General features: G+C 72.1%; 23 protein-coding genes. 7 read left to right on the top strand and 16 right to left on the bottom strand.

Going from position 1 to position 23,403, the window contains the following annotated elements; genetic code table 11:
* Positions 1-151: 151 nt before the first annotated feature.
* Positions 152-1,354, top strand: a complete 1,203-nt coding sequence (locus ACIPEQ_RS12560) for an SAM-dependent methyltransferase (RefSeq protein ID WP_402715411.1) — start codon at positions 152-154, stop codon at positions 1,352-1,354.
* Between the two features lie 164 nt (positions 1,355-1,518).
* Here the strand turns inward: ACIPEQ_RS12560 and ACIPEQ_RS12555 are convergent, their stop codons facing one another.
* From ACIPEQ_RS12555 to ACIPEQ_RS12535, 5 genes are all read right to left on the bottom strand, one after another.
* Positions 1,519-2,331, bottom strand: coding sequence for a DUF4190 domain-containing protein (locus tag ACIPEQ_RS12555; protein ID WP_402715410.1), 813 nt, complete (start codon positions 2,329-2,331; stop codon positions 1,519-1,521).
* A gap of 101 nt (positions 2,332-2,432) precedes the next feature.
* Positions 2,433-3,488: a tRNA (adenosine(37)-N6)-threonylcarbamoyltransferase complex transferase subunit TsaD gene (tsaD, locus tag ACIPEQ_RS12550; RefSeq protein ID WP_209823796.1), complete on the bottom strand. Its 1,056-nt coding sequence runs from the start codon at positions 3,486-3,488 to the stop codon at positions 2,433-2,435.
* Positions 3,475-4,026, bottom strand: a complete 552-nt coding sequence (rimI, locus tag ACIPEQ_RS12545) for a ribosomal protein S18-alanine N-acetyltransferase (protein WP_402715409.1) — start codon at positions 4,024-4,026, stop codon at positions 3,475-3,477. Before rimI ends, tsaD begins: the two co-directional genes overlap by 14 nt.
* Positions 4,023-4,649 (bottom strand): tRNA (adenosine(37)-N6)-threonylcarbamoyltransferase complex dimerization subunit type 1 TsaB, encoded by a 627-nt coding sequence (gene tsaB / locus ACIPEQ_RS12540; RefSeq protein WP_402715408.1) that lies wholly within the window; start codon positions 4,647-4,649, stop codon positions 4,023-4,025. Before tsaB ends, rimI begins: the two co-directional genes overlap by 4 nt.
* A gap of 27 nt (positions 4,650-4,676) precedes the next feature.
* Positions 4,677-5,495: a hypothetical protein gene (locus ACIPEQ_RS12535; RefSeq protein WP_402715407.1), complete on the bottom strand. Its 819-nt coding sequence runs from the start codon at positions 5,493-5,495 to the stop codon at positions 4,677-4,679.
* A gap of 164 nt (positions 5,496-5,659) precedes the next feature.
* Here ACIPEQ_RS12535 and ACIPEQ_RS12530 point away from each other — a divergent pair, with 164 nt between their 5' ends.
* Positions 5,660-5,824 (top strand): hypothetical protein, encoded by a 165-nt coding sequence (locus ACIPEQ_RS12530; RefSeq protein WP_402715406.1) that lies wholly within the window; start codon positions 5,660-5,662, stop codon positions 5,822-5,824.
* A gap of 27 nt (positions 5,825-5,851) precedes the next feature.
* On the opposite strand, the gene tsaE is transcribed toward ACIPEQ_RS12530, so the two are convergent.
* From tsaE to glmS, 5 genes are read right to left on the bottom strand one after another with little or no spacing between them, the layout of a single operon-like run.
* A complete protein-coding gene (gene tsaE, locus ACIPEQ_RS12525; protein ID WP_402715405.1) occupies positions 5,852-6,364 on the bottom strand; it encodes a tRNA (adenosine(37)-N6)-threonylcarbamoyltransferase complex ATPase subunit type 1 TsaE in 513 nt (170 codons plus the stop codon).
* Positions 6,361-7,521, bottom strand: coding sequence for an alanine racemase (alr, locus tag ACIPEQ_RS12520; RefSeq protein WP_402715404.1), 1,161 nt, complete (start codon positions 7,519-7,521; stop codon positions 6,361-6,363). The genes tsaE and alr (ACIPEQ_RS12520) overlap by 4 nt, the downstream gene beginning before the upstream one ends.
* Positions 7,518-8,621 (bottom strand): alanine racemase, encoded by a 1,104-nt coding sequence (gene alr, locus ACIPEQ_RS12515; protein ID WP_402715403.1) that lies wholly within the window; start codon positions 8,619-8,621, stop codon positions 7,518-7,520. Before alr (ACIPEQ_RS12515) ends, alr (ACIPEQ_RS12520) begins: the two co-directional genes overlap by 4 nt.
* On the bottom strand, positions 8,618-8,992 hold the full coding sequence (locus tag ACIPEQ_RS12510) for a holo-ACP synthase (protein WP_250366243.1): 375 nt from the start codon (positions 8,990-8,992) through the stop codon (positions 8,618-8,620). The genes alr (ACIPEQ_RS12515) and ACIPEQ_RS12510 overlap by 4 nt, the downstream gene beginning before the upstream one ends.
* Before the next feature lie 8 nt (positions 8,993-9,000).
* The gene (glmS, locus tag ACIPEQ_RS12505; protein WP_402715402.1) at positions 9,001-10,848 is read right to left on the bottom strand and encodes a glutamine--fructose-6-phosphate transaminase (isomerizing); all 1,848 of its coding nucleotides are present in this window, start codon (positions 10,846-10,848) and stop codon (positions 9,001-9,003) included.
* Positions 10,849-10,971: 123 nt separating this feature from the next.
* Here glmS and ACIPEQ_RS12500 point away from each other — a divergent pair, with 123 nt between their 5' ends.
* The 3 genes from ACIPEQ_RS12500 (at position 10,972) to coaA (ending at position 13,766) form a co-directional block, all read left to right on the top strand.
* Positions 10,972-12,159, top strand: a complete 1,188-nt coding sequence (locus ACIPEQ_RS12500; protein ID WP_402715401.1) for an AAA family ATPase — start codon at positions 10,972-10,974, stop codon at positions 12,157-12,159.
* A 10-nt stretch (positions 12,160-12,169) separates the two neighbouring features.
* Positions 12,170-12,655: a glutathione peroxidase gene (locus tag ACIPEQ_RS12495; protein WP_402715400.1), complete on the top strand. Its 486-nt coding sequence runs from the start codon at positions 12,170-12,172 to the stop codon at positions 12,653-12,655.
* Positions 12,656-12,821: 166 nt separating this feature from the next.
* The gene (coaA, locus tag ACIPEQ_RS12490) at positions 12,822-13,766 is read left to right on the top strand and encodes a type I pantothenate kinase (protein ID WP_126890746.1); all 945 of its coding nucleotides are present in this window, start codon (positions 12,822-12,824) and stop codon (positions 13,764-13,766) included.
* A 117-nt stretch (positions 13,767-13,883) separates the two neighbouring features.
* Here coaA and glmM read toward each other — a convergent pair whose 3' ends face one another.
* From glmM to truA, 6 genes are all read right to left on the bottom strand, one after another.
* Positions 13,884-15,260: a phosphoglucosamine mutase gene (gene glmM / locus ACIPEQ_RS12485; RefSeq protein WP_126890745.1), complete on the bottom strand. Its 1,377-nt coding sequence runs from the start codon at positions 15,258-15,260 to the stop codon at positions 13,884-13,886.
* 22 nt (positions 15,261-15,282) lie between these two features.
* Positions 15,283-15,768 (bottom strand): 30S ribosomal protein S9, encoded by a 486-nt coding sequence (gene rpsI, locus ACIPEQ_RS12480; protein WP_126890744.1) that lies wholly within the window; start codon positions 15,766-15,768, stop codon positions 15,283-15,285.
* 36 nt (positions 15,769-15,804) lie between these two features.
* Positions 15,805-16,251, bottom strand: a complete 447-nt coding sequence (gene rplM / locus ACIPEQ_RS12475) for a 50S ribosomal protein L13 (RefSeq protein ID WP_022904636.1) — start codon at positions 16,249-16,251, stop codon at positions 15,805-15,807.
* Positions 16,252-16,559: 308 nt separating this feature from the next.
* Positions 16,560-19,598 carry an ExeM/NucH family extracellular endonuclease gene (locus ACIPEQ_RS12470; protein ID WP_402715399.1) on the bottom strand — a complete coding sequence of 1,013 codons (3,039 nt, stop codon included), beginning with the start codon at positions 19,596-19,598 and terminating at the stop codon, positions 16,560-16,562.
* Positions 19,599-19,704: 106 nt separating this feature from the next.
* Entirely contained in the window at positions 19,705-20,451 is a 747-nt protein-coding gene (locus ACIPEQ_RS12465; protein WP_402715398.1) for an MBL fold metallo-hydrolase, read from the bottom strand.
* Positions 20,448-21,377 (bottom strand): tRNA pseudouridine(38-40) synthase TruA, encoded by a 930-nt coding sequence (gene truA, locus ACIPEQ_RS12460; RefSeq protein WP_402715397.1) that lies wholly within the window; start codon positions 21,375-21,377, stop codon positions 20,448-20,450. The genes ACIPEQ_RS12465 and truA overlap by 4 nt, the downstream gene beginning before the upstream one ends.
* A gap of 141 nt (positions 21,378-21,518) precedes the next feature.
* Here truA and ACIPEQ_RS12455 point away from each other — a divergent pair, with 141 nt between their 5' ends.
* Both ACIPEQ_RS12455 and ACIPEQ_RS12450 read left to right on the top strand, forming a co-directional pair.
* On the top strand, positions 21,519-22,517 hold the full coding sequence (locus ACIPEQ_RS12455) for an ATP-binding cassette domain-containing protein (RefSeq protein ID WP_402715396.1): 999 nt from the start codon (positions 21,519-21,521) through the stop codon (positions 22,515-22,517).
* Positions 22,514-23,356, top strand: coding sequence for an ABC transporter permease (locus ACIPEQ_RS12450; RefSeq protein ID WP_402715395.1), 843 nt, complete (start codon positions 22,514-22,516; stop codon positions 23,354-23,356). The genes ACIPEQ_RS12455 and ACIPEQ_RS12450 overlap by 4 nt, the downstream gene beginning before the upstream one ends.
* The last annotated feature ends 47 nt before the right edge of the window (positions 23,357-23,403 follow it).

The raw sequence follows: 23,403 nt of genomic DNA, 5'->3' as shown, positions 1-23,403 counted from the left end.
CTTCTTTCTCGGTACTGACTCGGTACAGATGGGAACCGGTTGGCACTACGCACAGGAGAGTGCCAACGACAACTCTAGGGACAGTCTGGCACTCGGTCAATCCGAGTGCCAGCACGTGTCGGGCGTCCCGGCGACCTGGGAGGATCGTCGGGTGGAAGCCGCCGACCTCGCCCAGCTGTTGACCCCCGAGGGGATGGCCCTGCTCGACCGTACCCCCGGTGTCTCGGACGGGGGCGAGATCGTCCGCGTGGTCTCCCGGCTGCGTGGCGAGGGGCACGATCCCGGCCTCGTCGCCGCGGTGCTGACCCAGGCGAAGCTCCGGCAGAAGGCCCGCGCCAAGTTCGGGGACTTCGCCGGGCGGATGCTCTTCACCGAGGCCGGGCTCGAGCAGGCCACGCGGCTGCAGGTCGCCGCGCAGCACGCCGGCCGGTTCGCCGCTGCGGGGCTCACCCGGGTCGCCGACCTCGGGTGCGGCATCGGCGGCGATGCCATGGCGATGGCGGCGCTCGACCTCGACGTCACCGCGGTCGACCGTGACGAGGTGACCGCCGCGGTCGCGACGCACAACCTCGCGCTCTGGCCGAACGCGCGGGTCGAGCTCGGCGACGCGGCATCCTTCGACCTGTCCCGGGTCGACGGCGTGTGGATGGACCCCGCCCGACGGACTGCCGGGCACGCGAACACGAGACGCCTGGCCGACCCGGACGACTGGTCGCCGTCCCTCGACACCGTGTTCGCCGCGGCGACGACGACCCCGACCGGGGTGAAGCTCGGGCCCGGCATCGACCGCGACCTGATCCCGGACACGCTCGAGGCGCAGTGGGTGTCCGTCGACCGCGAGGTCGTCGAGCTCGTCCTGTGGTCCGGCCCCCTCGCCCGCGACGGTGTCCGCCGTGCGGCGACCGTCATCGGCGCGCACGGGATCGCCGAACTCACCGGTCCGGCCGACGCCGAGGACGTCGAGATCGGTCCCGTCGGTGCCTACCTGTACGAGCCGGACGGGGCCGTGATCCGCGCGCGCCTGATCGGGGACCTGGCGCGCTCGATCGACGGGCGCATGCTGTCCGAGGGCATCGCGTACGTCACGTCGGACCGCGCGGTGACGACGCCGTTCGCACAGGGGTTCCGGGTGCTCGACACGATGCCGCTCGACGTGAAGCAGCTCGCGGCACGCCTGGCGGCGGACGACGTCGGCACGGTGGAGATCAAGAAGCGCGGCGTCGACGTGGATCCCGCACAGTTCCGGAAGCGGCTGCGGCTGCGGGGGCGGCGGTCGGTCACGCTCGTGCTCACCCGCCTGGAGGGACGGCACACCGCGCTCCTGTGCGAGCGGCTCACCGACGCGGCCGGCTAGCCCGCGGGGCGGGGCGGTGCGACCCGCCGGGCTGCACGGGCGCCCGCGCGTTCGGCGTGCATCGCCGTCGCGATCAGGTCCGCGGAAGCGACAGACCCCCGCCGGACATCGGCGGGGGTCTGTCGCTCTCGCGGAACTCAACGTGCAGTGCAGCACGGCGCGGGTCAGCGGATGAAGGCACCCGAGTCGTAGTCGTACGGGTCGGAGTACCCGCCGCCGGAGTTGGCGAGCACCACGAAGAACACGATGACGCCGATCAGGGCGATGCCCGTCGCGATCCACCCGACGATGATGCCGGCGAGCGCCAGGCCGCGCCCGGACTCCCCCGTCGTCTTCGTCTTGCCGAGTGCCACGTGCCCGAGGATCGCACCGGCGGGGCCCGCGAGCACCGCGAAGAACGCGAAGACGAAGGTCAGCAGGGACAGGCCGGCGACACCGCTGAACACGATCGACAGGATCGCGAGGGTGTTCGTCTTCGGGCGCTGGGCGTACGGCTGGTACCCGGTCGTGGCGTACGGAGACGCGTAGGGGTTGTTGCCCTGCTGCGGCGCGTAGGGGTTGTGCTGGGGACCCGAGGAAGCGTAGGGGTTGCCCTGCTGCGGCTGCTGCTGCTGCCCGTAGGGGTTCCCCGGCTGCGCGTACGGGTTCTGCTGCTGCGGCTGCTGGCCGTACGGGCTGCCCGGCTGCGAGGACTGCGCGTACGGGTTCTGCTGCGACTGCTGGGGCTGCGCGAACGGGTTCGTGGGCTGGTGCGCCTGGGCCGAGGGCGCGCCCGGCGCCGGCTGCGCGTAGGGGTTGCCCTGCGACGGCTGACCGTACGGGGTGCCCGGCTGCTGGCCGGTCGACTGCGACGCGCCCGACTGCTGCGATGCACCCGACTGCTGCGACGCACCCGACTGCTGGCCGTCGTGCTGCGGCCGGCCGTCGTCGCTCGCGTTCGACTCGCCCGGCTTCGGCCACTGGTTCTGATCGGACACCGTCCACCCCTCCTGGCACCCGGTCGGTCGGTGCCTGCTGAGCATCCTCCCACACGGGCCGGAAGCGGGTTCAGCAGTCGCTCGCCGCCCGGGAGCGCGTCTCAGACCTGGACGGTCGTCACCGGCAGCGTGGAGTCCGCCGCGATGCCGAGGTCGCTCGGGGCGTGACCCTCGGCCACCAGGCGTGCCCCGACCGCAGCGATCATGGCGCCGTTGTCGGTGCAGAGGTCGAACGGCGGGATCCGCAGCGCGACGCCGGCGGCCGCGCAGCGTTCCTCGGCCACGGCTCGCAGCCGAGCGTTGGCGACGACCCCACCGCCGAGCAGCAGTCGGTCGACACCGGTGTCCCGGCACGCGGCGAGCGCCTTCGTGAGGAGCACGTCGACGACGGCCTCGCGGAACGATGCCGCGACGTCGGCGACCGGGACCTCCCGGCCCTCGTCGCGGCACTTCTCGACCCACCGTGCGACCGCGGTCTTCAGCCCGGAGAACGAGAAGTCGTACCGGTGCTGCGCCATGTCCTTCGGCAGCGTCAGGCCCCGCGGGAACCGGATCGCGGTCGGGTCGCCGTCCGCCGCGGCCCGGTCGATCTGCGGCCCGCCCGGGTACGGCAGACCAAGCAGGCGTGCGACCTTGTCGAACGCCTCGCCCGCCGCGTCGTCGATCGTCTCGCCGAGCAGTTCGACGTCGCCGACCAGGTCCCGCACGAGCAGCAGCGACGTGTGCCCGCCGGAGACGAGCAGTGCCACGGTCGGCAGCTCGATCGCGCTGCCGTCCGCACGCAGCACGTCCGCGCCGACGTGCCCGACCAGGTGGTTCACCCCGTAGAGCGGCTTGCCCGTCGCGACCGCCAGGGCCTTGGCCGCCCCCACACCGACCATCAGGGCACCGGCGAGCCCCGGGCCGGCGGTGACGGCGACGGCGTCGAGCTCGTCGAGGGTCACGCCGGCACGCTCGAGGGCCTCGTGCAGGGTCGGGGTCATGGCCTCGAGGTGCGCCCGCGCAGCGACCTCGGGCACGACGCCGCCGTACCGGGCGTGCTCGTCCATGCTCGACGCGATGACGTTGGCCAGCAGCGTGGTCCCGCGGACGATGCCCACGCCCGTCTCGTCGCAGCTCGTCTCGATGCCGAGCACCAGGGGTTCAGTCGCGCTCACCGAGGGTCTCCTGTCCGATCGGTCCGACGCCGCCCGACGCACCGGGCGTGACGGGGAGCTCCGCCCGCATCACCCACGCGTCGACACCGTCGGGCTGGTAGTAGCGGGGACGCACGGCGATCCGCTCGAAGCCGGCCGCGGTGTACATCGCCTGCGCCACGGGGTTGTCCGCACGCACCTCGAGGAACACCTCGTGCACGTCGCGGCGTCGGGCCTCGTCGAGGAGCTCCGTGAAGAGCACCTTCCCGATGCCCCTCCCCCGCTGTTCCGCGCTGACCGCGATCGTCTGGACGTCGGCGACGGGGTTGCCCGCGAGCGAGGACAGTCCCGCGTAGCCGACGACCGTCGGCGCCCCGTCCTCCGTCGTCTCCACGACGACGTAGTACCCGTGCGGCGACCACAGCTCCCCCGCCATCTGCGATGACGACCACGCATCGGTGGGGAAGGACGCGTGCTCCAGGAACATGACGTCGTCGAGGTCCTGCGGAACCGCGCGGCGCAGCCGCAGCCCCTCGGGGAGCGCGGGCAGTCCGGTCACCGGACGACCCGCTTCGGGGCTCCCGGGACGGTGACGTCGGGGTCACGCAGGTAGAGGGGGGTGTCATCGGCGAAGCGCGCGCCGGAGGCGAGCCGGTCTGTGGCCAGCGCCCCGAGCCTCCCGGCCGGGACGGTCGCGACGGTCACGCGGGGCCGGTCGACGGCATCCGGACGGGAGGCACGGATCGCCTCGTCCAGCTCGGCCGGCTTCGCGAGCCCCGGACCGGCGACGCGCGTGCCGGCCTCGTCGTACGCGCTCCAGTAGACCTCACGGCGTCGCGCGTCCGTCAGGACGACGAACGGTCCGTCCTGGTCCTGGTCGGCCGCGATGGCGTCGTGGCTGACGAGCGGCAAGAACGGGACGCCGCGTGCGGCGGCGAAGGTGCGGGCGGCGGCGATGCCGACGCGCAGACCGGTGAAGGGGCCGGGGCCCATGCCGGCGACGACCCCGGTGACGCCGGAGCCGGTGATCCCGGCCTCGGCGAGGACGTCGGCGAGGAACGGGCCGACCACCTCCGCGTGCCGGCGGGAGTCGTCGGTGCTGCGCTCGGCGACGGCGCGGCCGGTGGCCGGGTCGACGACGGCGACGGAGGTACCGGCGGACGTGTCGATGGCGAGGAGCACCCGTCCATCGTAGGCGCGACGCAACCTTCAGCGTCCCACCCGGACGGACCTCGCACCTCTGGGCGACTCGAGCAGGAAGCGGATCGTCGCGAGGGCTCTGTGGTGCTGGAGTTCGTCCGACCTCGACAAGCAGGATTCGAGCATCGCGAGGTCCACAGGATTCGGATCGAGACCCTCCCGATGAGCCGAGTCGATCCGCTGGACGACGGCACGTAGATCGGCGATCGCGTCGTCTCGCCCCGAAAGGGCGTACGAACGCACCAGTTCGACCACGGCGAGCACCGGCAGCACCAGCGGGAGCCACATCACGGACAAGCCCAGGAACAGCCGGAGCACGGCCACGTCCCAGAGGTACCAGGAGCTCCCTTCGTCGACGCCCCACATCGCCTGCTTCGCATGCATCCCGACGGCCAACAGGAGCGGGATCGCGGCGAGCGCGATCACCCAGAGGAGGGGAACCAGCGAGCGCTCGACGCTGACGAGGACCCCGAGGCTGATCGTCGCGAGCACGGCCAGGCCGCTGTTGCCGCCCGGCCGCGCGAGCACCGTGACCGCGGCGGCGGCGAAGATCGCCAGGACGGCGGGTAGCCACTGCCGTTCGCCGCTGCCGAGCCACTCGGGCAGATCGACCATCCAGCCGGGTGCGGAGAGGCCGAAGGCACCCGCCATCGATGCGAACCAGCCGATCGGATCGCGCGAACCGGTCGCGAACAAACCGCAGTACAGCCACAACGCCGCGCAGCCAGTGGTCAACCACGACAGCATGACTCGCCAGTCACCATCGAGGAAGCCCTCGATCCATTGCGCGATCTCCGGTCTGGCTCTGGAAAGTCCTTCGGTCCCCATGCGCGAACACTACGAAGGGGCACCGACACTGATGTATTCGTACAGGCACCGGCCGGCTTCACCGAAGAGCTCGATGCCATGAGCACACGCCGAGAGACCGTGGAACGTCGAAGAGGGATACTCTCCGGTGATGTTCCGCCGTACACGTGGGAAGGAGAGGCAGCATGCCCTGGACGCCCCGATCGGCAGCGCACCGCGACCCCGAGCAGTGGCGCCGCCGAGGCCTGCTGCCACCCGCGGAGCTCGACGCACTCGTGCACGCCCGACTCGGGTGGCTGCCCGTCGACGACCCGACCTACGCCGACTTCTTCGTCGAGCCGCCGGCCTGACCGCCGCGAAGGTGGCCGAGACCCCGGTCAGAGGGTGACGTCGGCCCAGCGGCCGCCGGTGCCGGTGACGACCACCCGTCGGGGCTCGTCCGGCACGTCGTCGGGATCGAGCTCGTCGGCTCCGGAGTCGGTCGCACCGGCTCCGGTCGCGCGGACGATCTCGATGTCGAGCACGTCGTCCGAGATGCCGTCCACGAACCCGCGCCCCCACTCGACGACCACGATCGAGGTGTCCCAGTCGAGGTCGAGGTCGTCGAGCTCCACCGGGTCGCTCAGCCGGTAGGCGTCGACGTGCACCAGGTCCGGTCCGGCCGCGGTCGGGTGCGTCCGGGCCAGGACGAACGTCGGGCTCGACACCTGTCCCCGTGCGCCGAGCGCTGCGCCGAGCCCGCGCGTCAGGGTGGTCTTGCCGGCGCCGAGCGGGCCGGTCAGCACGACGAGGTCCCCGGCGCGCAGGACCGCGGCGAGTCGGGCGCCGAGCGCCCCCATCTCGTCGGTCGTCGACACCGTCCTGTCGAGCAGCACGCGGGCGTCGGTCACGGCTGTTCCCGCAGGTAGTCGCCGACGCGACCCTCGACCTGGTGCCCGACGACCTCGCGCGGGACCCGGGCGCCGATCCGGCACGTCACCTCTTCACCGATGGTGCCGAGCGCCTCGCCCCACTCGAGCACCGTCATCTCGCCGTGCTCCCCCGTGCCGAACAGGACGACCTGGTCACCGACGCGAACGTCGTCGTCGCCCACGTCGACCAGGAACTGGTCCATCGCGACACGACCGGCGATCGGGTACCGCTTGCCGCCGATGGTCACCTCGACGCGGCCCTGTGCACGGCGCGGGACCCCGTCCGCGTACCCGACGGGCACGAGCGCGAGGGTCGTCTCCGACGCGGTGCGGTACGTGTAGTCGTAGGAGACGCCGGTGTCGATGGGCACACGCTTCGTCTTCGCGACCGAGGCGGTGAGCGTCATCACCGGCTCGAGGCCGAGGTCGGCGGCGGACACACCGTCGGCACCCGGGATGCCGAACAGGTTCGCGCCCATGCGGACCATGTCCTTGCGGAACTCCTTGCGCTCCAGGCCCGCGAGGGACGCGGCGACGTGCTCCGTCGGCAGGTCGAGCCCGAGGTCCTCCGCGGTCTCGACGGCCCGGTCGAAGGCGGCGACGGCGGCGCTGTCGTCGTCGTCGGAGGACTCGGCGAGGTGCGTGTAGGCCGCGACGACCTCGATGCGTCCGGCGCGCTGGGCGTCGACCGCGAGCGACACCAGCTCGGGCCACACGTCGGGAGTGGCGCCGTCGCGGTGCAGCCCCGAGTCCACCCCGAGGTGCACGCGTGCGGGACGCTGGTCGACGGCGTCGACGACGCGCTGCAGCTCGGCGACGTTCGAGACGCCGAGGTCGATCGCGGAGTCGATCGCGTCGCGGAAGTCGAGCGCCGGGTCGTGCTGCCAGGTGAACAGGTGGACGTCCTCGCCGACGCCGATCGCCCGGAGGCGCAGCGCGGCGGGCACGGTCAGCACACCGATCCAGCGGACCCCCGCGTCGACGGCGGCGAGCGCGATCGGCTCGAGGCCGTGCCCGTAGGCGTCGGCCTTCATGATCGCCATGACCTCGACGGGGTGCATCCACTCCCGAACGAGGTCGAGGTTCGACCGGTAGGCGTCGAGGTCGATCCGGGCCCGGCGCAGCGGCGCGTTCACGTCGTCCTCCGTTCCACGCTGCGGCCGACCCTGGCGACCACCTCGTAGTTGATGGTGTCGATCGCCGCCGCCCAGTCCTCGACCGCGGGGTCGCCGTCCGCCGGGTCGCCCCAGAGCACGACCTCGTCACCGACCCGGACGTCGGCGTCGCCGATGTCGATGTGCATCGCGTTCATCGCGACGCGGCCGACGACGGAGAACATCCGGTCGCCGATGCGCACCGACACCCGGTTGCCGAGGTCGCGGTCGAAGCCGTCCGCGTACCCGAGTCCGATCACCGCGAGCCGCGTGTCCGTCGCCGCGCGCCAGGTGTAGCCGTAGCTGACACCCTCGCCCGCCGCGACCGGCACGGTCCGGAGCACCGCGGTGGTCACCCGCATCGCCGGGCGCAGACCGAGGTCGGCCGCAGTGCGGTCGGCGAAGGGGCTGAGGCCGTAGAGCGCGAGACCGACCCGCGCGGCGTCGTGCCGGGTCTCCGGGACGGCGATGCTGCCGGCGCTCGCGGCGAGGTGCACCACGTCGGGCACGATCCCGTTCGCCGCCAGGCCGTCGAGCGCCCGCTGGAGTGCCGCGTCCTGGTCGAGGTCGTCCGCGCGGGACGCGTTCGACAGGTGCGACATGAGCCCCTCGACCCGGGTCCGACCGCCGGAGCGCGCGATCCGACCGGCGGTCGCGAAGAGTTCGGCCCACTCGGACTCGACGGCGCCGTTCCGGCTCAGCCCGGTGTCGACGCAGACGTGCACCGCGGGCACCTCGGAGTCGGCGGCGGCGGCGAGCTGCGAGACGCTCGACACCGCCGGGGTGATGGCGTACTGCGCGGCGCGGCGGAAGTCCTCGTCGGGGGCGTGCAGCCACGCGAGGATCCGGACGCCCTCGTCGATGCCGGCGCGGCGGAGCGCGATGCCCTCGTCGACGTCGGCGACCCCGAGCCACTCGGCGCCGGCGTCGACGAACGCCCGTGCGGCGTCGACTGCCCCGTGGCCGTACGCGTTCGCCTTGACGACCGCGATGACACCGGCCGGTGCCACGCGCTCGGACACCGTCGCGTAGTTCGCGATGAGGGCCTCGCGGTTGACCGTGATCCCCGTGAACGCACTCATGCGCCCCCTCCTTCGATGACGACGAACGCCGTCGCGATGCCGCCGTCGTGCGACAGCGACAGGTGGACGTTCGTGACACCGCGGTCGGCAGCCACCCGTCGAGCCCCTTCGTGCAGGGTGAGCGACGGGTTCCGCTGGTCGTCCGCGACGACCTCGAGCTCCTGCCAGCTCAGCCCGGCGCTCGAGCCGAACGCCTTGATGAGCGCTTCCTTCGCAGCGAACCGGGCCGCGAGCGACGTCACCGGCCGGGGTTCACCGTCGCGCAGCTGCTCGCCCGGGGTGAACAGCCTCGTCCGGAGCGCCGGGGTGCGCTCGAGCACACCCCGGAACCGCTCCGTGTCGACGACGTCGACCCCGATGCCGATGATCACGTCGGGTGCTACTCGACGGTGACCGACTTCGCCAGGTTGCGCGGCTGGTCGACGTCGAGGCCCTTGGCGGCGGCGAGCTCCATGCCGAACATGTGCAGCGGCGCGACGGCCAGCAGCGGCTCGAACAGCGGCGTCGCGAGCGGGATCCGCAGGACCTCGTCCGCGAAGGGCAGCACGGCGGCGTCGCCCTCCTCCGCGATGGCGATCACCCGGGCACCGCGCGCGCGGATCTCCTGGATGTTCGAGACGACCTTCGGGTGCAGCGACCGGGCGTCACGCGGCGACGGCACGATGACGAAGACGATCTGCCCCGGCTCGATGAGCGCGATCGGGCCGTGCTTGAGCTCACCGGCGGCGAAGCCCTCGGCGTGGATGTACGCGAGCTCCTTGAGCTTGAGGGCACCCTCGAGCGCGATCGGGTACCCGACGTGGCGACCGAGGAACAGCACGCTCCGGGTGTCGGCCATCCAGCGTGCGAGCTCGGCGACGCCGGACGCGTCGTCGATGGTCTGCTGCAGCTTCGGCGCGAGGCCCTCGAGCTCGGCGACCTGCTCGGCGATCTGCTCGGCGGTCAGCGTGCCCTTGAGCGTCGCCAGGTGGAGCCCGAGCAGGTACAGCGCGACGCCCTGGGCGATGAACGCCTTCGTGGACGCCACCGCGACCTCGGGACCGGCGTGCGTGTAGATCACCGCGTCGGACTCACGGGGGATCGTCGCGCCCTGGGTGTTGCAGATGGAGAGCACCTGGGCACCCTGCTCGTGGGCGTACTTGACGGCCATGAGCGTGTCCATGGTCTCGCCGGACTGGCTGATCGAGACGACCAGCGTCCGGTCGTTCAGCACCGGGTCCCGGTAGCGGAACTCGTGGGCGAGCTCGACCTCGACGGGGACGCGTGCCCACTGCTCGATGGCGTACTTCCCGAGGATGCCGGCGTAGGCCGCGGTGCCGCAGGCGATGACGATGACGCGGTCGACCTGCTGCAGGCGCTCGGCGATCGGGTCGAGGTCGGTCAGGGTGACGGCGCCGTCGTGCACGCGGCCGAGGATGGTCTTGGCGACGGCCTCGGGCTCCTCGGAGATCTCCTTCGCCATGAAGGAGCTCCAACCGCCCTTGTCGGCGGCGGAGGCGTCCCAGCTGACCTCGAACTCCTCCGGGGTCGCCGGGGAGCCGTCGAAGTGGACGACCTCGACACCGTCGGGACGGATCGTGGCGATCTCGTCCTGGCCGATCGCGAGGGCGCGCTGCGTGTACGCGACGAACGCGGCGACGTCGGAGCCCATGAAGTTCTCGCCGTCGCCGAGGCCGACCACGAGCGGGGAGTTGCGACGGGCACCGACGACGACGCCCGGCTGGTCGGCGTGCACGACGAGGAGCGTGAACGCCCCTTCGAGCCGCTGCACGACCTGCTGCATGGCGGCGGTGAGGTCGCCGGTCGCACGGAACGCACGACCGACCATGTGCGCGGCGACCTCGGAGTCGGTCTCGCTGGCGAACTCGACGCCCTCGGCGAGGAGCTCCTGCTTGAGCTCGGAGAAGTTCTCGATGATGCCGTTGTGGATGAGCGCGAGCTTGCCGCCGTCCGCCAGGTGCGGGTGGGCGTTGCCGTCGGTCGGGCCGCCGTGGGTCGCCCAACGGGTGTGTCCGATGCCGGTGCCGCCGTCCGCGATCGGGTGCGACTCGAGCTCCTCGATCAGGGCCTGCAGCTTGCCCGCCTTCTTCGCCGAGACGAGGTCACCCGGCCGGTCGACGACCGCGACGCCCGCCGAGTCGTAGCCGCGGTACTCGAGACGACGGAGCCCACCGAGGAGGACCTCCTGGCTGCTCTTGCTGCCGACGTAGCCCACGATTCCACACATGCGTTCGATCCTACGGCCTGGCCGACCACCAGCCCTGCAAGGCGATCGGTTCGCGGTGCGTCGTCCTCTGCTGATCTCTCCGGTAGTCTGATGTCCAGTACAGACACTGGGAGACTCCTCGAGATGCACGCAGAGCTCAACCCCTACGCGCCCGGCGCCGGTCTGCGCCCGCCGGTCCTCGTCGGCCGCTCGGCCGAGGTCGATGCGTTCGACCTCCTCGTCGCGCGGTCACGCCGCGCCATGGCCTCCCGGAGCATCGTCCTGCACGGGCTGCGCGGTGTCGGCAAGACGGTGCTCCTGAACCAGTTCCGATCGCAGGCCGACGCGGCCGGCTGGCTCGTCGTCGACGTCGAGGGACAGCTCTCGGACGCCGGACAGCTCGTGACCCGCCGACGCCTCGCACGGGAGCTCGCACTCGCAGCACGGCGCCTCCTCCGAGGTCGGACGGTGAGCGAGGCGGTCCGCCGGGCGCTCGGGACGGTCAGGTCCTTCGGCGCGCAGTTCGGAGGTGTCGGCCTCAGCGTCGAGATCGAGCCTGTGGCGGGGAGGGCGGACTCCGGTGTGGTGGAGATCGACCTCGAAGAACTGGTCGAGGACCTCGCTCCGGCGCTGCGGGAGCAACAACGCACCCTCGCGCTCTTCGTCGACGAGCTCCAGGACGTCGAGCCCGGACTGCTCGCAGCGCTGCTCTCGGTGCAGCACCGGGCCGGCCAGCGGAACTGGCCGTTCCTGCTGATCGGTGCCGGTCTGCCGAACGTGCCCGCGACCCTCACCGCGGCGAAGTCGTACGCCGAGCGACTCTTCGACTACCGGGAGATCGGATCCCTGCCGACCGCTGCGGCTGCCGAGGCCCTCGTCGTCCCCGCCGAGCGAGCAGGCGTTTCCTGGGACCCGTCGGCGCTCGACCTCGTGGTCGACACGTCGAGCGGGTACCCCTACTTCCTCCAGACGTACGGCGCCGCCGCCTGGGACCTCGCGGAGGATCGCCGCATCACCGAGGCCGACGCGGTCGCGGGGCTCGAGCGTGGCAACGCCGAACTCGACGCCGGGTTCTTCCCGGGGCGGTGGGCCACAGCAACTCCTGCCGAGCGTCAGTACCTCGTCGCGATGTCGGACGACATCGAACCGGACTCCTCGACGAGCACCGTTGCCGAGCGGCTCGGTGTCGCGCCGAAGGCCACGAGCCAGGCGCGTCACAACCTCATCCGGAAGGGCATCGTCTACGCCCCGCAGCGTGGCCGCATCGCGTTCACGGTGCCGCACATGCGGGACTTCGTCCGACGTCAGGCCGAGCTCGACCTCGTGGACTAGCGTCGCCGCCATGGGACGCTTCGACGACATCGAGATCACCACGCTGCACGGGGAGCACACCACCTTCGGGCAGTACGCCGACAAGGCCGTCCTCGTCGTGAACGTTGCGTCGCGCTGCGGGCTCGCGCCCCAGTACGAGCAGCTCGAGGCACTGCAGAAGGCCTACGGCGACCGCGGGTTCACGGTCCTCGGGTTCCCGAGCAACCAGTTCCTGCAGGAGCTCGGCTCCTCCGAGGCCATCGACGAGTACTGCTCCACCACGTGGGGCGTCACGTTCCCGATGTCCGAGAAGGTCAAGGTGAACGGCAAGGGCGCCCACCCGCTCTACCAGGCCCTCAAGGAGACGCCGGACGCGTCCGGCAAGGCCGGTCGCGTCAGCTGGAACTTCGAGAAGTTCCTCGTCGCCCCCGACGGCACCGTCACGCGCTTCCGTCCGACCACGAAGCCGGACGCCCCCGAGGTCGTCGCCGCCATCGAGGCGGCCCTGCCCGCCTGACCGGCGGAGCGGCCCGGCTGACCGGCGGAGCGGCCCGCCTGACCGGCGGAGTCGCGGCCCGGCGGTCGCGTCGCGCGGACGGGCACCGGGCTCCGGACGGGAGGCACGGTGCCGGTGGGCCGGTCTGCCCACGTCCGCCGCGCCTCCCGTCTGTACGCTCGTGCCCATGCCGATCACGGAAGCCGCCGTCGCGCACCCGACCCCGTTCGTGGAGATCCCGCGCGACGAGTGGTCCCAGCTCGCGCCGAAGGAGCACCTGTCGCTCACCGAGACCGAGATCGTGCAGCTGCGCGGTCTCGGCGACCGGCTCGACATGCAGGAGGTGCAGGAGGTCTACCTGCCCCTCTCCCGCCTGCTGACGCTGTACGCGGCCGGCGCCAGGGACCTGCACGCCGAGACGAGCCGGTTCCTCGGCGAGCGGGCCGGCCGGACGCCCTTCGTGATCGGTGTCGCCGGGTCGGTGGCGGTCGGCAAGTCGACCGTCGCGCGCCTGCTGCGGGAGCTGACGAAGCGCTGGCCGGACACCCCGCGGGTGGAGCTCGTGACGACCGACGGGTTCCTGTACCCGAACGCGGAGCTCGAGCGCCGCGGGATCATGGACCGCAAGGGCTTCCCGGAGTCGTACGACCGACGCGCGCTGCTGCGGTTCGTCAGCCAGGTGAAGAGCGGGGCGGCCGAGGTCCGCGCTCCGTACTACTCGCACCTGGTCTACGACATCGTCCCGGACGCCGAGATCGTAGTGCGGCAGCCGGACGTCCTCATCGTCGAGGGCCTCAACGTGCTCGCGCCGCCGGTGCACGGGCGGCTCGCGCTGTCCGACCTGTTCGACTTCACGATCTACGTCGACGCGAAGACGAAGGACATCGAGTCCTGGTACGTCGACCGCTTCCTGGCCCTGCAGGAGGAGGCCTTCTCGAGCCCGGACTCGTTCTTCCACCGGTTCGCGTCGCTGTCCCGGGAGGACGCGGTCCGCACCGCGACGGACGTGTGGCGGGCGATCAACGAGCCGAACCTGCTCGAGAACGTGCTGCCGACGCGCTCCCGGGCGACGCTCGTGCTCAAGAAGGGCGCGAACCACAAGGTGAACTCGGTGCTGCTCCGCAAGATCTGACGCGAGCGGCGCGGGTCTCGACCGGACAGCCCGCGAAACGCAACGAGGGCGGTTCCTCGCAGCGGTACTCCGCTGCGAGGAACCGCCCTCGTTGCGTCTTGCGGGGCCTGGAGTGCCCTACGCGGCGGCGTCGATCGCCAGCCGGTCGCGCACGACGTCGGCGAGCTCCTCGGCGACGCGCTGGGCGTCCTCCTGCGAGGCGGCCTCGACCATGACACGGACGACCGGCTCGGTGCCCGACGGACGCAGCAGCACGCGGCCGGAGTCGCCCAGCGCCTCGGTCGCCGCGGCGATCGCGTCCTGGACGCCCTGGTCGGACAGCCCGTGCCGGTCGACACCGCGCACGTTGAGGAGCACCTGCGGGAAGACGGTCATGCACGACGCGAGCTCCTGCAGGGTCTTGCCCGTGCGCGCCATCTCGGCCACCAGGTGGAGGCCCGTCAGGACCCCGTCGCCCGTGGTCGCGTAGTCGTTGAAGATGATGTGGCCGGACTGCTCGCCACCGAGCGAGAACCCGCCCTCGTTCATCTTCTCGAGCACGTAGCGGTCGCCCACGCCGGTCTCGAGCACGGTGATGCCCGCGTCCGCCATGGCACGCTTCAGGCCGAGGTTCGACATGACGGTGGCCACCAGGGTGTCGGAGGCCAGCTGCCCGCGTTCCTGCAGCGACAGCGCGAGGATCGCCATGATCTGGTCGCCGTCGATCGCGTTGCCCGCGGCGTCCACCGCGAGGCAGCGGTCCGCGTCGCCGTCGTGCGCGATGCCGACGTCGGCACCGTGTTCGAGGACGGCACGGGCCAGGTTGTCGATGTGCGTCGAGCCCACCCCGTCGTTGATGTTCATGCCGTCCGGGTCGGCACCGATCAGGGTGACCTTCGCCCCGGCGTTGACGAACACCTCGGGCGAGACACCGGCGGCGGCACCGTTCGCGCAGTCGAGCACGACGTGCAGGCCGTCGAGCCGGTGCGGCAACGTGCCGAGCAGGTGCACGACGTAGCGGTCCTCGGCGTCGGCGAAGCGCGTGATGCGGCCGACGTCACCGCCGGTCGGCGTCGGCGCGGACTGGTCGTGCATGGCCGCTTCGATGCGGTCCTCGACCTCGTCGGGGAGCTTGCGACCACCGGTGGCGAAGAACTTGATCCCGTTGTCGGGCGCCGGGTTGTGCGACGCGGAGATCATCACGCCGAAGTCGGCGTCGATGTCCGCGACGAGGAACGCCGCAGCGGGGGTGGGGATGACCCCGGCGTCGAGCACGTCGACGCCGGCGGAGGCGAGCCCGGCCGCGACCGCGGCACCCAGGAACTCACCGGATACGCGCGGGTCGCGCGCCAGGACCGCGCGGGGGCGCGGTCGACCGGACGCCCGGCGGGCGTCCGCATGGTGTCCGTGCGTGAGCACGGCCGCGCTGGCCTGGGCGAGACCCAGTGCCAGCGCGGCCGTCAGCTCGCCGTTGGCGAGTCCACGAACACCGTCGGTACCGAACAGACGCGGCATTGCGATCGGGTTCGTCGAGCGACTAGCGCTTCGAGAACTGCGACGCCTTGCGGGCCTTCTTGAGACCGGCCTTCTTGCGCTCGATGACGCGGGCGTCACGGGTGAGGAAGCCGGCCTTCTTGAGGGTGGCGCGGTTGTTCTCGCGGTCGATCTCGTTCAGCGCACGGGCGATCGCGAGGCGGAGCGCACCGGCCTGACCCGAGGGGCCACCGCCCGTGATGCGGGCGACGACGTCGTAGGCGCCGAGGAGCTCGAGCACCTTGAACGGGTCGTTGATCAGCTGCTGGTGCAGCTTGTTCGGGAAGTAGTCCTCGAGCGTGCGGCCGTTGACCGTGAACGCGCCGCCACCGGGGACGAGGCGCACGCGGGCGATGGCCTCCTTGCGGCGCCCGACGGCACCGCCCGAGACGTTGAGGATCTGGCGGGGAGCGGCCTCCGAGGACGCCGGGGCGCTCTCGGTGGTGAAGCTCTCCGGGGTCTGGTCGAGGGAGTCAGCGATCTGAGCCATGAGTGTTATCAGTCCTTGAAGTCGTCGTGGCCGTCGTTACTGCGCGACCTGGTCGAAGGTGTACGCCTTGGGCTGCTGCGCGGCGTGCGGGTGCTCCGCGCCGGCGTAGACCTTCAGCTTCTTGAGCTGCTCACGGCCGAGGGTGTTCTTCGGCAGCATGCCGCGGATCGCCTTCTCGACGGCGCGGGTCGGGTGCTTCTCGAGCATCTCCGGGTAGGAGGTCGCCGTGAGGCCGCCCGGGTAGCCCGAGTGACGGTAGTAGACCTTCTTGGCGAGCTTGGAGCCGGTGAGGGCGACCTTGTCCGCGTTGATGATGATGACGTAGTCACCCATGTCCATGTGCTGGGCGAAGGTGGCCTTGTGCTTGCCGCGCAGGAGCGCCGCGGCGTGGGTGGCGAGACGGCCGAGGACGACGTCGGTCGCGTCGATGACGATCCAGTCGTGCTGGACGTCTGCCGGCTTCGGGGAGAACGTACGAGTCACAGGAGTGCTGCTTTCGTGTCGAGGTGAGGAGTCCGTGAATCCCGCTCCGGTGGGTGTTCCGCGGGCGATGCTCGTGGAACTGCCCGGTGGAGGGCTCATCTGACTGTCCGGCGCACGGGGCGCACAGACCAAGGTGAGAGCCTACCCGACGCGGCGCACCTTGTCGAACGCGGGCCGTGCCGGACGGGAGGCGCGGGGCGGCACCGCCACGTGCCTCCCGTCCGTCCGTGGTCCGGATCGCCGCGCGGGACGCGACATCGCACCCGTCGGTCGACGGGTGCGATGTCGCAGATCGGGAGTCGGCGCGGTCAGTCCGTGCGCGCCGCCCGGCGACGACGTGCCACGACCAGGCCGGTACCGGCCGTGAGCAGGAGCAGCGCCGCGACGAGGCCGCCGGTCAGCTCGGCGCCGGTGAACGCGAGCTCGCCGGTCGCCGGGTCGATCCGGATGTCGGTCCACCCGACGAGCGATCCGTCGGCAGCCGTGACGGCGAGGCGGTGCTGACCCGTCGTCGTGCTCGGCGGGATCGTCACGCGCACGGTGCCGTCCGCGGCGACGACCGCGGTGCCGAGGAGCACCGGGTCGGAGTACAGCCACACCGAGACCCGCTGCCCGGCGAGCGCCGAGCCGACGCCGACGGTGATGGTCTCGCCCGCTCGCGCCGAGGCGGGCGCCGTGACGCCGCCGCGGTTCGCCCCCGTCAGCGAGGACGCCGAGGGTGCCGCGGGTGCCTGGCCCACGCCGGTGCCGGGGGCCGGCGTGGTGCCGGTGCCGGTGCCGGGGGCCGGCATCTCGCCGTCACCGGGGGTCGGGGTCTCGTCGGCCGCCAGGTCGAAGCCGACCAGGATCGGGTCGTGGTCGCTCGCCCGGTACACGTCGTCGCGGTACAGGTCGGACACGTTCACGTTGTGGCGGCTGTACTCCAGGCCCACCGACTCGGTCGAGTTGATGTTCCAGATGTCCACGCCCGTGACGGCGGCGAGCGCAGCCGGGGACGCGAGCACGTGGTCGAGGGAGCCGCTCAGGCCGCTGAAGACGTAGGAGTACTCCGAGGAGTCCTCGGCCGGCGCCAGGTCGGTGTACCCGGCGTCGCGCAGGACGACCATCGGGTCCTCCTCGCTGTAGGCGTTGAAGTCGCCGATCAGGAACACGCGGTCGGTGCCGTACTGCTGCTGCATCGACGTCGAGAACGTCGCGAGTGCCGTCGCCTGACGGACGCGGTCGGCGTTCGATGCTCCCTGCCCGTCTCCCTGGTCGGCGTTCTCGCCGATGCCCGAGCCCTTGGACTTGAAGTGGTTGGCGATCACGAGGAAGTCGTCGGCGGCGGTCCCGCCGACCGGGCGGAAGGCGTCGGCGACGGGCTGCCGCTGGAAGACGTCGGAGTCCGTCAGGATCGTGGACTCGCCGGTGGGCGCGACCCGGTCCTTCTTGTAGATGAGCGCGAGGCGGATGACGTCCTCGTTCGCGGCGAGCTTCGCCGGGGACTTCGCGTAGGCCCAGGTGTCCTGCCCGGTGGCCCGGTTGAGCGCCGCCACGAGGGTCGCCACGGCCGCGTCGCGGTCCTGGCCGAAGGCGGCGGAGTTCTCGATCTCCTCGAGCGAGACGACGTCGGCGCCGAGGGCGTTGATCGCCTTGACGATCTTCACCTGCTGCCGCTCGAGGTCGTCGGCATTCGCGGCACCGCGGGCGTTGCAGCCGGAGTTGACCGTGAGCGGGTTGCCCGCGCGGTCCACGTAGTACTTGCACCCCGTGAGCTGGTCGCCCGTGGTCGGGAAGTAGTTCAGCACGTTGAAGCCGGCGAGCCGGAGGCCGCCACCGACGTCCTCCGGCGCCGCGGTGCGGACGTCCGAGAACGACGCGGGCAGGTCGGCCGCCGGGGTCGCGCCGGTGATCGGCGTGGTCGGCTGGAACTTCCACGTGTCGTTCCGGTAGTCGAGGACGACCGGCTGCGTGAAGGTCGCCGCGGCGCCGACCGTGACCGGACCCTGGGTGAGCCAGGACACCGGGATCGACTGGTTCGCGGCGCTCAGGAAGTTGGTGCTCGCACCGTCGTCGAGGACGACCTTGCGCGCAGCGTTGTCGGCGGCGACCTCGGCTGCCTCGGCGCTCCCCGGACGGGCGACCTCGGTCGGCTGGACCAGGCGCTCCGTCCCCGCGGCGAGCGCGATCTCGCCGTACTGGTTCGTCGTGTAGTTGTCGGCGACCGTGTAGTCGCCCTGCGGTGCGACGAGCATGCTCTCGAGCGACTCACGCTGGGCGTCCGTGCGCGGCAGCGTCAGCGTCGCCGGGACCGGCTGCACGACGCCCGCGCCGGGGAGCTTCTCGACGTCCGCGGTCGAGGCGACCTCGAGCTCGGTGAGGCCGTCGTACTCGGCGACCGTGCCCGTGAGGCGCACGGCGTCGCCGATGGCGACGCTGCCCGCGGTCGCGGCGGAGAACACGAACACGGCGTCCGACGCGGTGTGGGTGGCGAGGTCGACCGCGCCGCCGGTGCCGGCGGTCTGGACCGTGTAGCCGTTCAGGCCACCCGTGGCGTAGACGGCGGTCACGACGCCGTCGGTGACGACGCGCGTGCCGACGTACGGCGAGGCGGAACCCGTGCCCTGCAGCTGGGCGATGGTGACCGCCTCGGCGGGACCGGCCGGTGTGCCGGGGTCGGTGGGCTCGGGATCTGCCGGGGTGGCGCCACCGGTCTCGCCCGCGGCGTTCGTCGGGGTCAGGGCCTCCGTGACGGAGAAGTCGGTGCCGTTGACGTCGGTGTCCGTCGTCCCGGTCCGGGTCAGGCCGTTCGGCACGTTGTTCGCACCCGGCACGGTCCGGACGGTGCCCTCGAAGGTGTTCGACGCACCGTAGCCGAGCAGGTCCACGACGCCGGGCGTCCCGTTCGCCACGGGGCCTGCGGGGAGCGCGAGCGCGCGGGTGCCGTCCGAGAGCGCGAGCGTCCCGGTGGTGCCCGACGGGTTGATCGAGGCGGTGTCGTCCGCGGCCGGCAGCGCGGCTCCGACGGCGGTCGCACCACCGTTGCCGGCCATCGACACGAGGAACGTGCCGTTCGCGGGCACGGTGCCCTCGAGAGCGCTCACCGAGAAGTTCCCGGTGGCGGTCGCGGACCGGTACTGGAGCGACCAGCCCGCGAGCGACACCGGCGTTGCGGTGGGGTTCGCGATCTCGACGAACTTCTCCTTGTAGAAGGCGTTCGCGCTGCCGCCCTTCAGGTAGGCCTCGGAGATGACGAGGCCGGTACCCGCGGGGTTCGCGACGGCGGTGGTGACGGAGACGAGTGGGGCGGCGACGATCGTCGCTGCGACCGTGGCGCACAGCACGGTGCGCCGCAGGAGGTTGGGCATGCTGACCTTCGGCAGGAGGAGGGGGACTGCACCACGCTAGACACCTGATCGGTCGCTCAGGTTTCGGGCAGATGAACGATCCGGTCCACCCCAGAGGTGGGGTCACTCAGTCGGCGACCGGCACCCACCCGCTGCCGACGCGGTGCACGGCGGGCCCGTGCCCGGGGAGCACGATCTCCGGGATCGGCAGCGCCCGAGCCGACTCGAGCGCCGTCGTCTGGTCCGCGGTGAAGAACGACGTGATCATGCGCGGCCGCGGCTGCCACGACCCGGGGAGCGTGTCGTGGTGCGACACCACCGCGTCGCCGGTGACGATCGCGTTCGCCGCCGGCAGCAGGTAGGCCGTCGACCCCGCCGTGTGCCCGACGGCGGGGAACGGTGTCATCGCGTGCCCCTCGAAGTCGTGCGCGGTGAAGGCCCGGGCGGCCGGGACGGTCACCGGTCGCAGGGCGTCGGAGCCGAGCGCCCGGGCCAGCCAGCGGAGGGTCCGCGGTGCGGCCAGGCGCCCGCCGATCTCCGCCGGTCGGACCTGCTGCCGGTCCGGTCCGCGCACGTTGTCGAGCTCGTCGGCGTGGGCCAGGACCTGCACGTGCGGGTACCGCTCGAGGATCGCGGGGATACCGCCGACGTGGTCGACGTGCCCGTGCGTGACGTAGACGCGGCGCAGGTCCTCCGGGTCGTGGCCGGCCCAGCGCACGGTGTCGAGGACGAGGTCGCTGTCCGCCGGGTAGCCGGCGTCGATCAGCGCGACGCCGTCCTCCTCGGCGAGCACGACCCAGTTCGACACCGGTCCCTCGACGAACACCACCCCGGGTGCGACGGAGACGACGGACCGGGGCCTGCGGGAGCTCATCCCCCGACGGTACCGGCGTCCGGCTCGTCGTCCGTCCGGCGCGCACGGGTCTGCGCCGCCCGGGCCGCGAGCTCGTCGTCCCCCGGGTAGCCGACCTCGGTGAGCGTCAGACCGGCCGCGGGTGCGACCTTGAACGCGCTCGTGCGCTGCTGCGCGACCCGCAGCTCCTCGAGGCGGTCCGGGCCGAAGCGGCCCTCGCCGACGGCGATGGTCGCCCCGACCATCGCCCGCACCATGGAGTGGCAGAACGCGTCGGCCTGGAGGCGCGCCACCAGCACGCCGTCCGGCTCGCGGTCCCAGCGGAACTCCTGCAGCGTCCGGATCGTGGTCGCGCCCTCGCGCGGCTTGCAGAAGGTCGCGAAGTCGTGCAGCCCGAGCAACGTCAGCGCACCGCGCTCCATCGCCGCCGGGTCCAGGCGCGTCGGGTGCCAGAGCGTGTGCCCACGACGACGCGGGTCGCGCGGGGCGTCGGCGTCCGCCACCCGGTACTCGTACCGCCGCCAGAGCGGGGAGAACCGGGCGTCGAACCCGTCCGGCGCGACCGACGCCCGCGTGACGACGACGTCACCCGTCGCCCCGGCGAGCCCGTTCACGCGCTTGACGAGTCCGTCGAGCGAGGTCCGAGGCGGTCCGTCCGGCGACGACCGCCGCGGCCGGGTGAGCGCACCCCACTGCTCCGCGGTCAGGTCGAGGTGGGCGACCTGACCGGTGGCGTGCACCCCGGCGTCGGTCCGGCCGGCGACCGTCAGCTGCGGCGGCTCGCCCCACCGGGTGAAGACCGTGGCGAGCGCGGACTCGAGCGCACCCTGCACCGTCCGCAGCCCGGGCTGCCGGGCCCAGCCGGAGAACGCGGCGCCGTCGTACGCGACGTCCAACCGCAGGCGCACGGCAGCGGCGCCGGTGTCCGAGTCGTCCGTCCCTGCCACGGGAGCGAGCGTACCGGGGCCGGGGCGGGCCTCCCGTCCGACCGCGCTGACGGCGAGCACCCACTCGTGTCAGCGCCACGTCAGTGCCGCGTGAGCGGCCGGCGACACGATCGTCCCGACATCGACGAAAGGACCTGTGCGATGACCACCACACCACTCGCCGTCGAGGCGACCGGCCTCGTGAAGACGTTCGGCAGCAACCGCGCCGTGGACGGTGTCGACCTCCGCGTCGAGGCCGGCACGGTCTACGGCGTGCTCGGCCCGAACGGCGCCGGCAAGACGACCACCATCTCGATGCTCGCGACCCTGCTCCGGCCGGACGGCGGCGAGGCCCGCGTCTTCGGGCACGACGTCCGCCGCGAGCCGCAGACCGTCCGCTCCCTGATCGGGGTGACCGGGCAGTACGCGAGCGTCGACGAGACCCTGAGCGCCACCGAGAACCTCGTCATCTTCGCGCGACTGCTCGGGCTGTCCCGCGGCGACGCGAAGCGCAAGGCACACGAGCTGCTCGAGCGCTTCGGGCTCACCGAGGCCGCGTCGCGCCCGCTCAAGGCGTTCTCCGGCGGCATGCGGCGCCGACTGGACCTGGCGGCGAGCCTCATCGCGCAGCCGCCGCTGATCTTCCTCGACGAACCGACCACGGGGCTCGACCCGCGGACCCGCGCGCAGATGTGGGACACGATCCGCGAGCTCGTCGCGACCGGTTCGACCGTCCTGCTCACGACGCAGTACCTCGACGAGGCCGACCAGCTCGCCGACCGCATCGCCGTCATCGACCACGGGCGGGTGGTCGCCGAGGGCACCGCCGACGACCTGAAGTCCTCGGTGGGCACCGCCTCGCTGCAGCTCCGCCTGGCGGACGCGGAGCCGGACGCCCTCGCGACCGCGGCCGCGCTCGTCGAACGCGTGCTCGGCACCCCGGCGGTCGTCAGCCCGGAGGGCGCTCGGCTGACCGCCCCGATGACCGCCCCCGACCGCGTCACCGACCTGCTCGTCTCGTTCCGCGACGCGGGGGTCTCGCTCGCCGAGATGAGCGTGCAGAAGCCGACCCTCGACGAGGTCTTCCTCACCATCACCGGCGCACCGGCCGACGCCGACACCACCACGACCGACCGCGCGCTCGAAGGGAGCCTCGCATGACCGCCACCACCCTCACCCCGACCACCACGCCGTCCTCGGCGCCGCGCGTCACCCCACGCCCCGGGGTCGGCGGCTCCGGCCTCGCCGCCACCGTCCGCCAGTCGTTCACGATGGCGTACCGCGGGCTCGTGAAGATCCGCAGGACGCCGGAGCAACTGTTCGACGTGACGCTCATGCCGATCGTCTTCACGGTGATGTTCACGTACATCTTCGGCGGCGCGATCTCCGGCGACGTCGGGAGCTACCTGCCGGTGATCATCCCCGGCATCCTCGTGCAGACGGCGATCACGTCGTCGGTCGTCACCGGGGTGCAGCTCCGCGAGGACATGGACAAGGGCGTGTTCGACCGCTTCCGGTCGCTCCCGATCGCGCGGATCGCCCCGCTCGCCGGCGCGCTGCTCGCCGACACCGTCCGGTACGCCATCGCGACGACGATCACGTTCGTCGTGGGCATCATCATGGGGCTGCGTCCCGCCGGTGGCCTCGGTGCCGTGCTGCTCGCGGCGCTGCTCGTCATCGTGGTGGCGTGGGCGATCAGCTGGGTCTTCGCCTACTTCGGGGTGATCGCCCGGACCGCGTCGAGCGTGTCCGGCATCGCGAACCTCGTGCTGTTCCCGCTGACGTTCCTGTCGAACGCGTTCGTCCCGACCGACACCCTGCCCGCCTGGCTGCGCTGGTTCACCGAGGTCAACCCGGTCTCGCACCTCATCACCGCCGTCCGCGACCTCGTGAACCACGGCGTCGTCGGCGGTGACCTCTGGCTCAGCCTGCTCGGCGCGGCCGTCGTCGTCGTGGTGTTCGCCCCGCTGACGGTCCGCGCGTACATGCGGAAGGCCTGACGGGGGCTCGGACCTCGGACGGCCCGGCGCTCCGCTCGGCGTCCGGG

This window comes from Curtobacterium sp. NPDC087080 (genome assembly GCF_044745105.1).
In the GTDB taxonomy this organism is placed as follows: Bacteria; Actinomycetota; Actinomycetes; order Actinomycetales; family Microbacteriaceae; genus Curtobacterium.
Note: the sequence above shows the minus strand (reverse complement) of the source record. Positions and strands in the feature narration are given on the sequence as shown.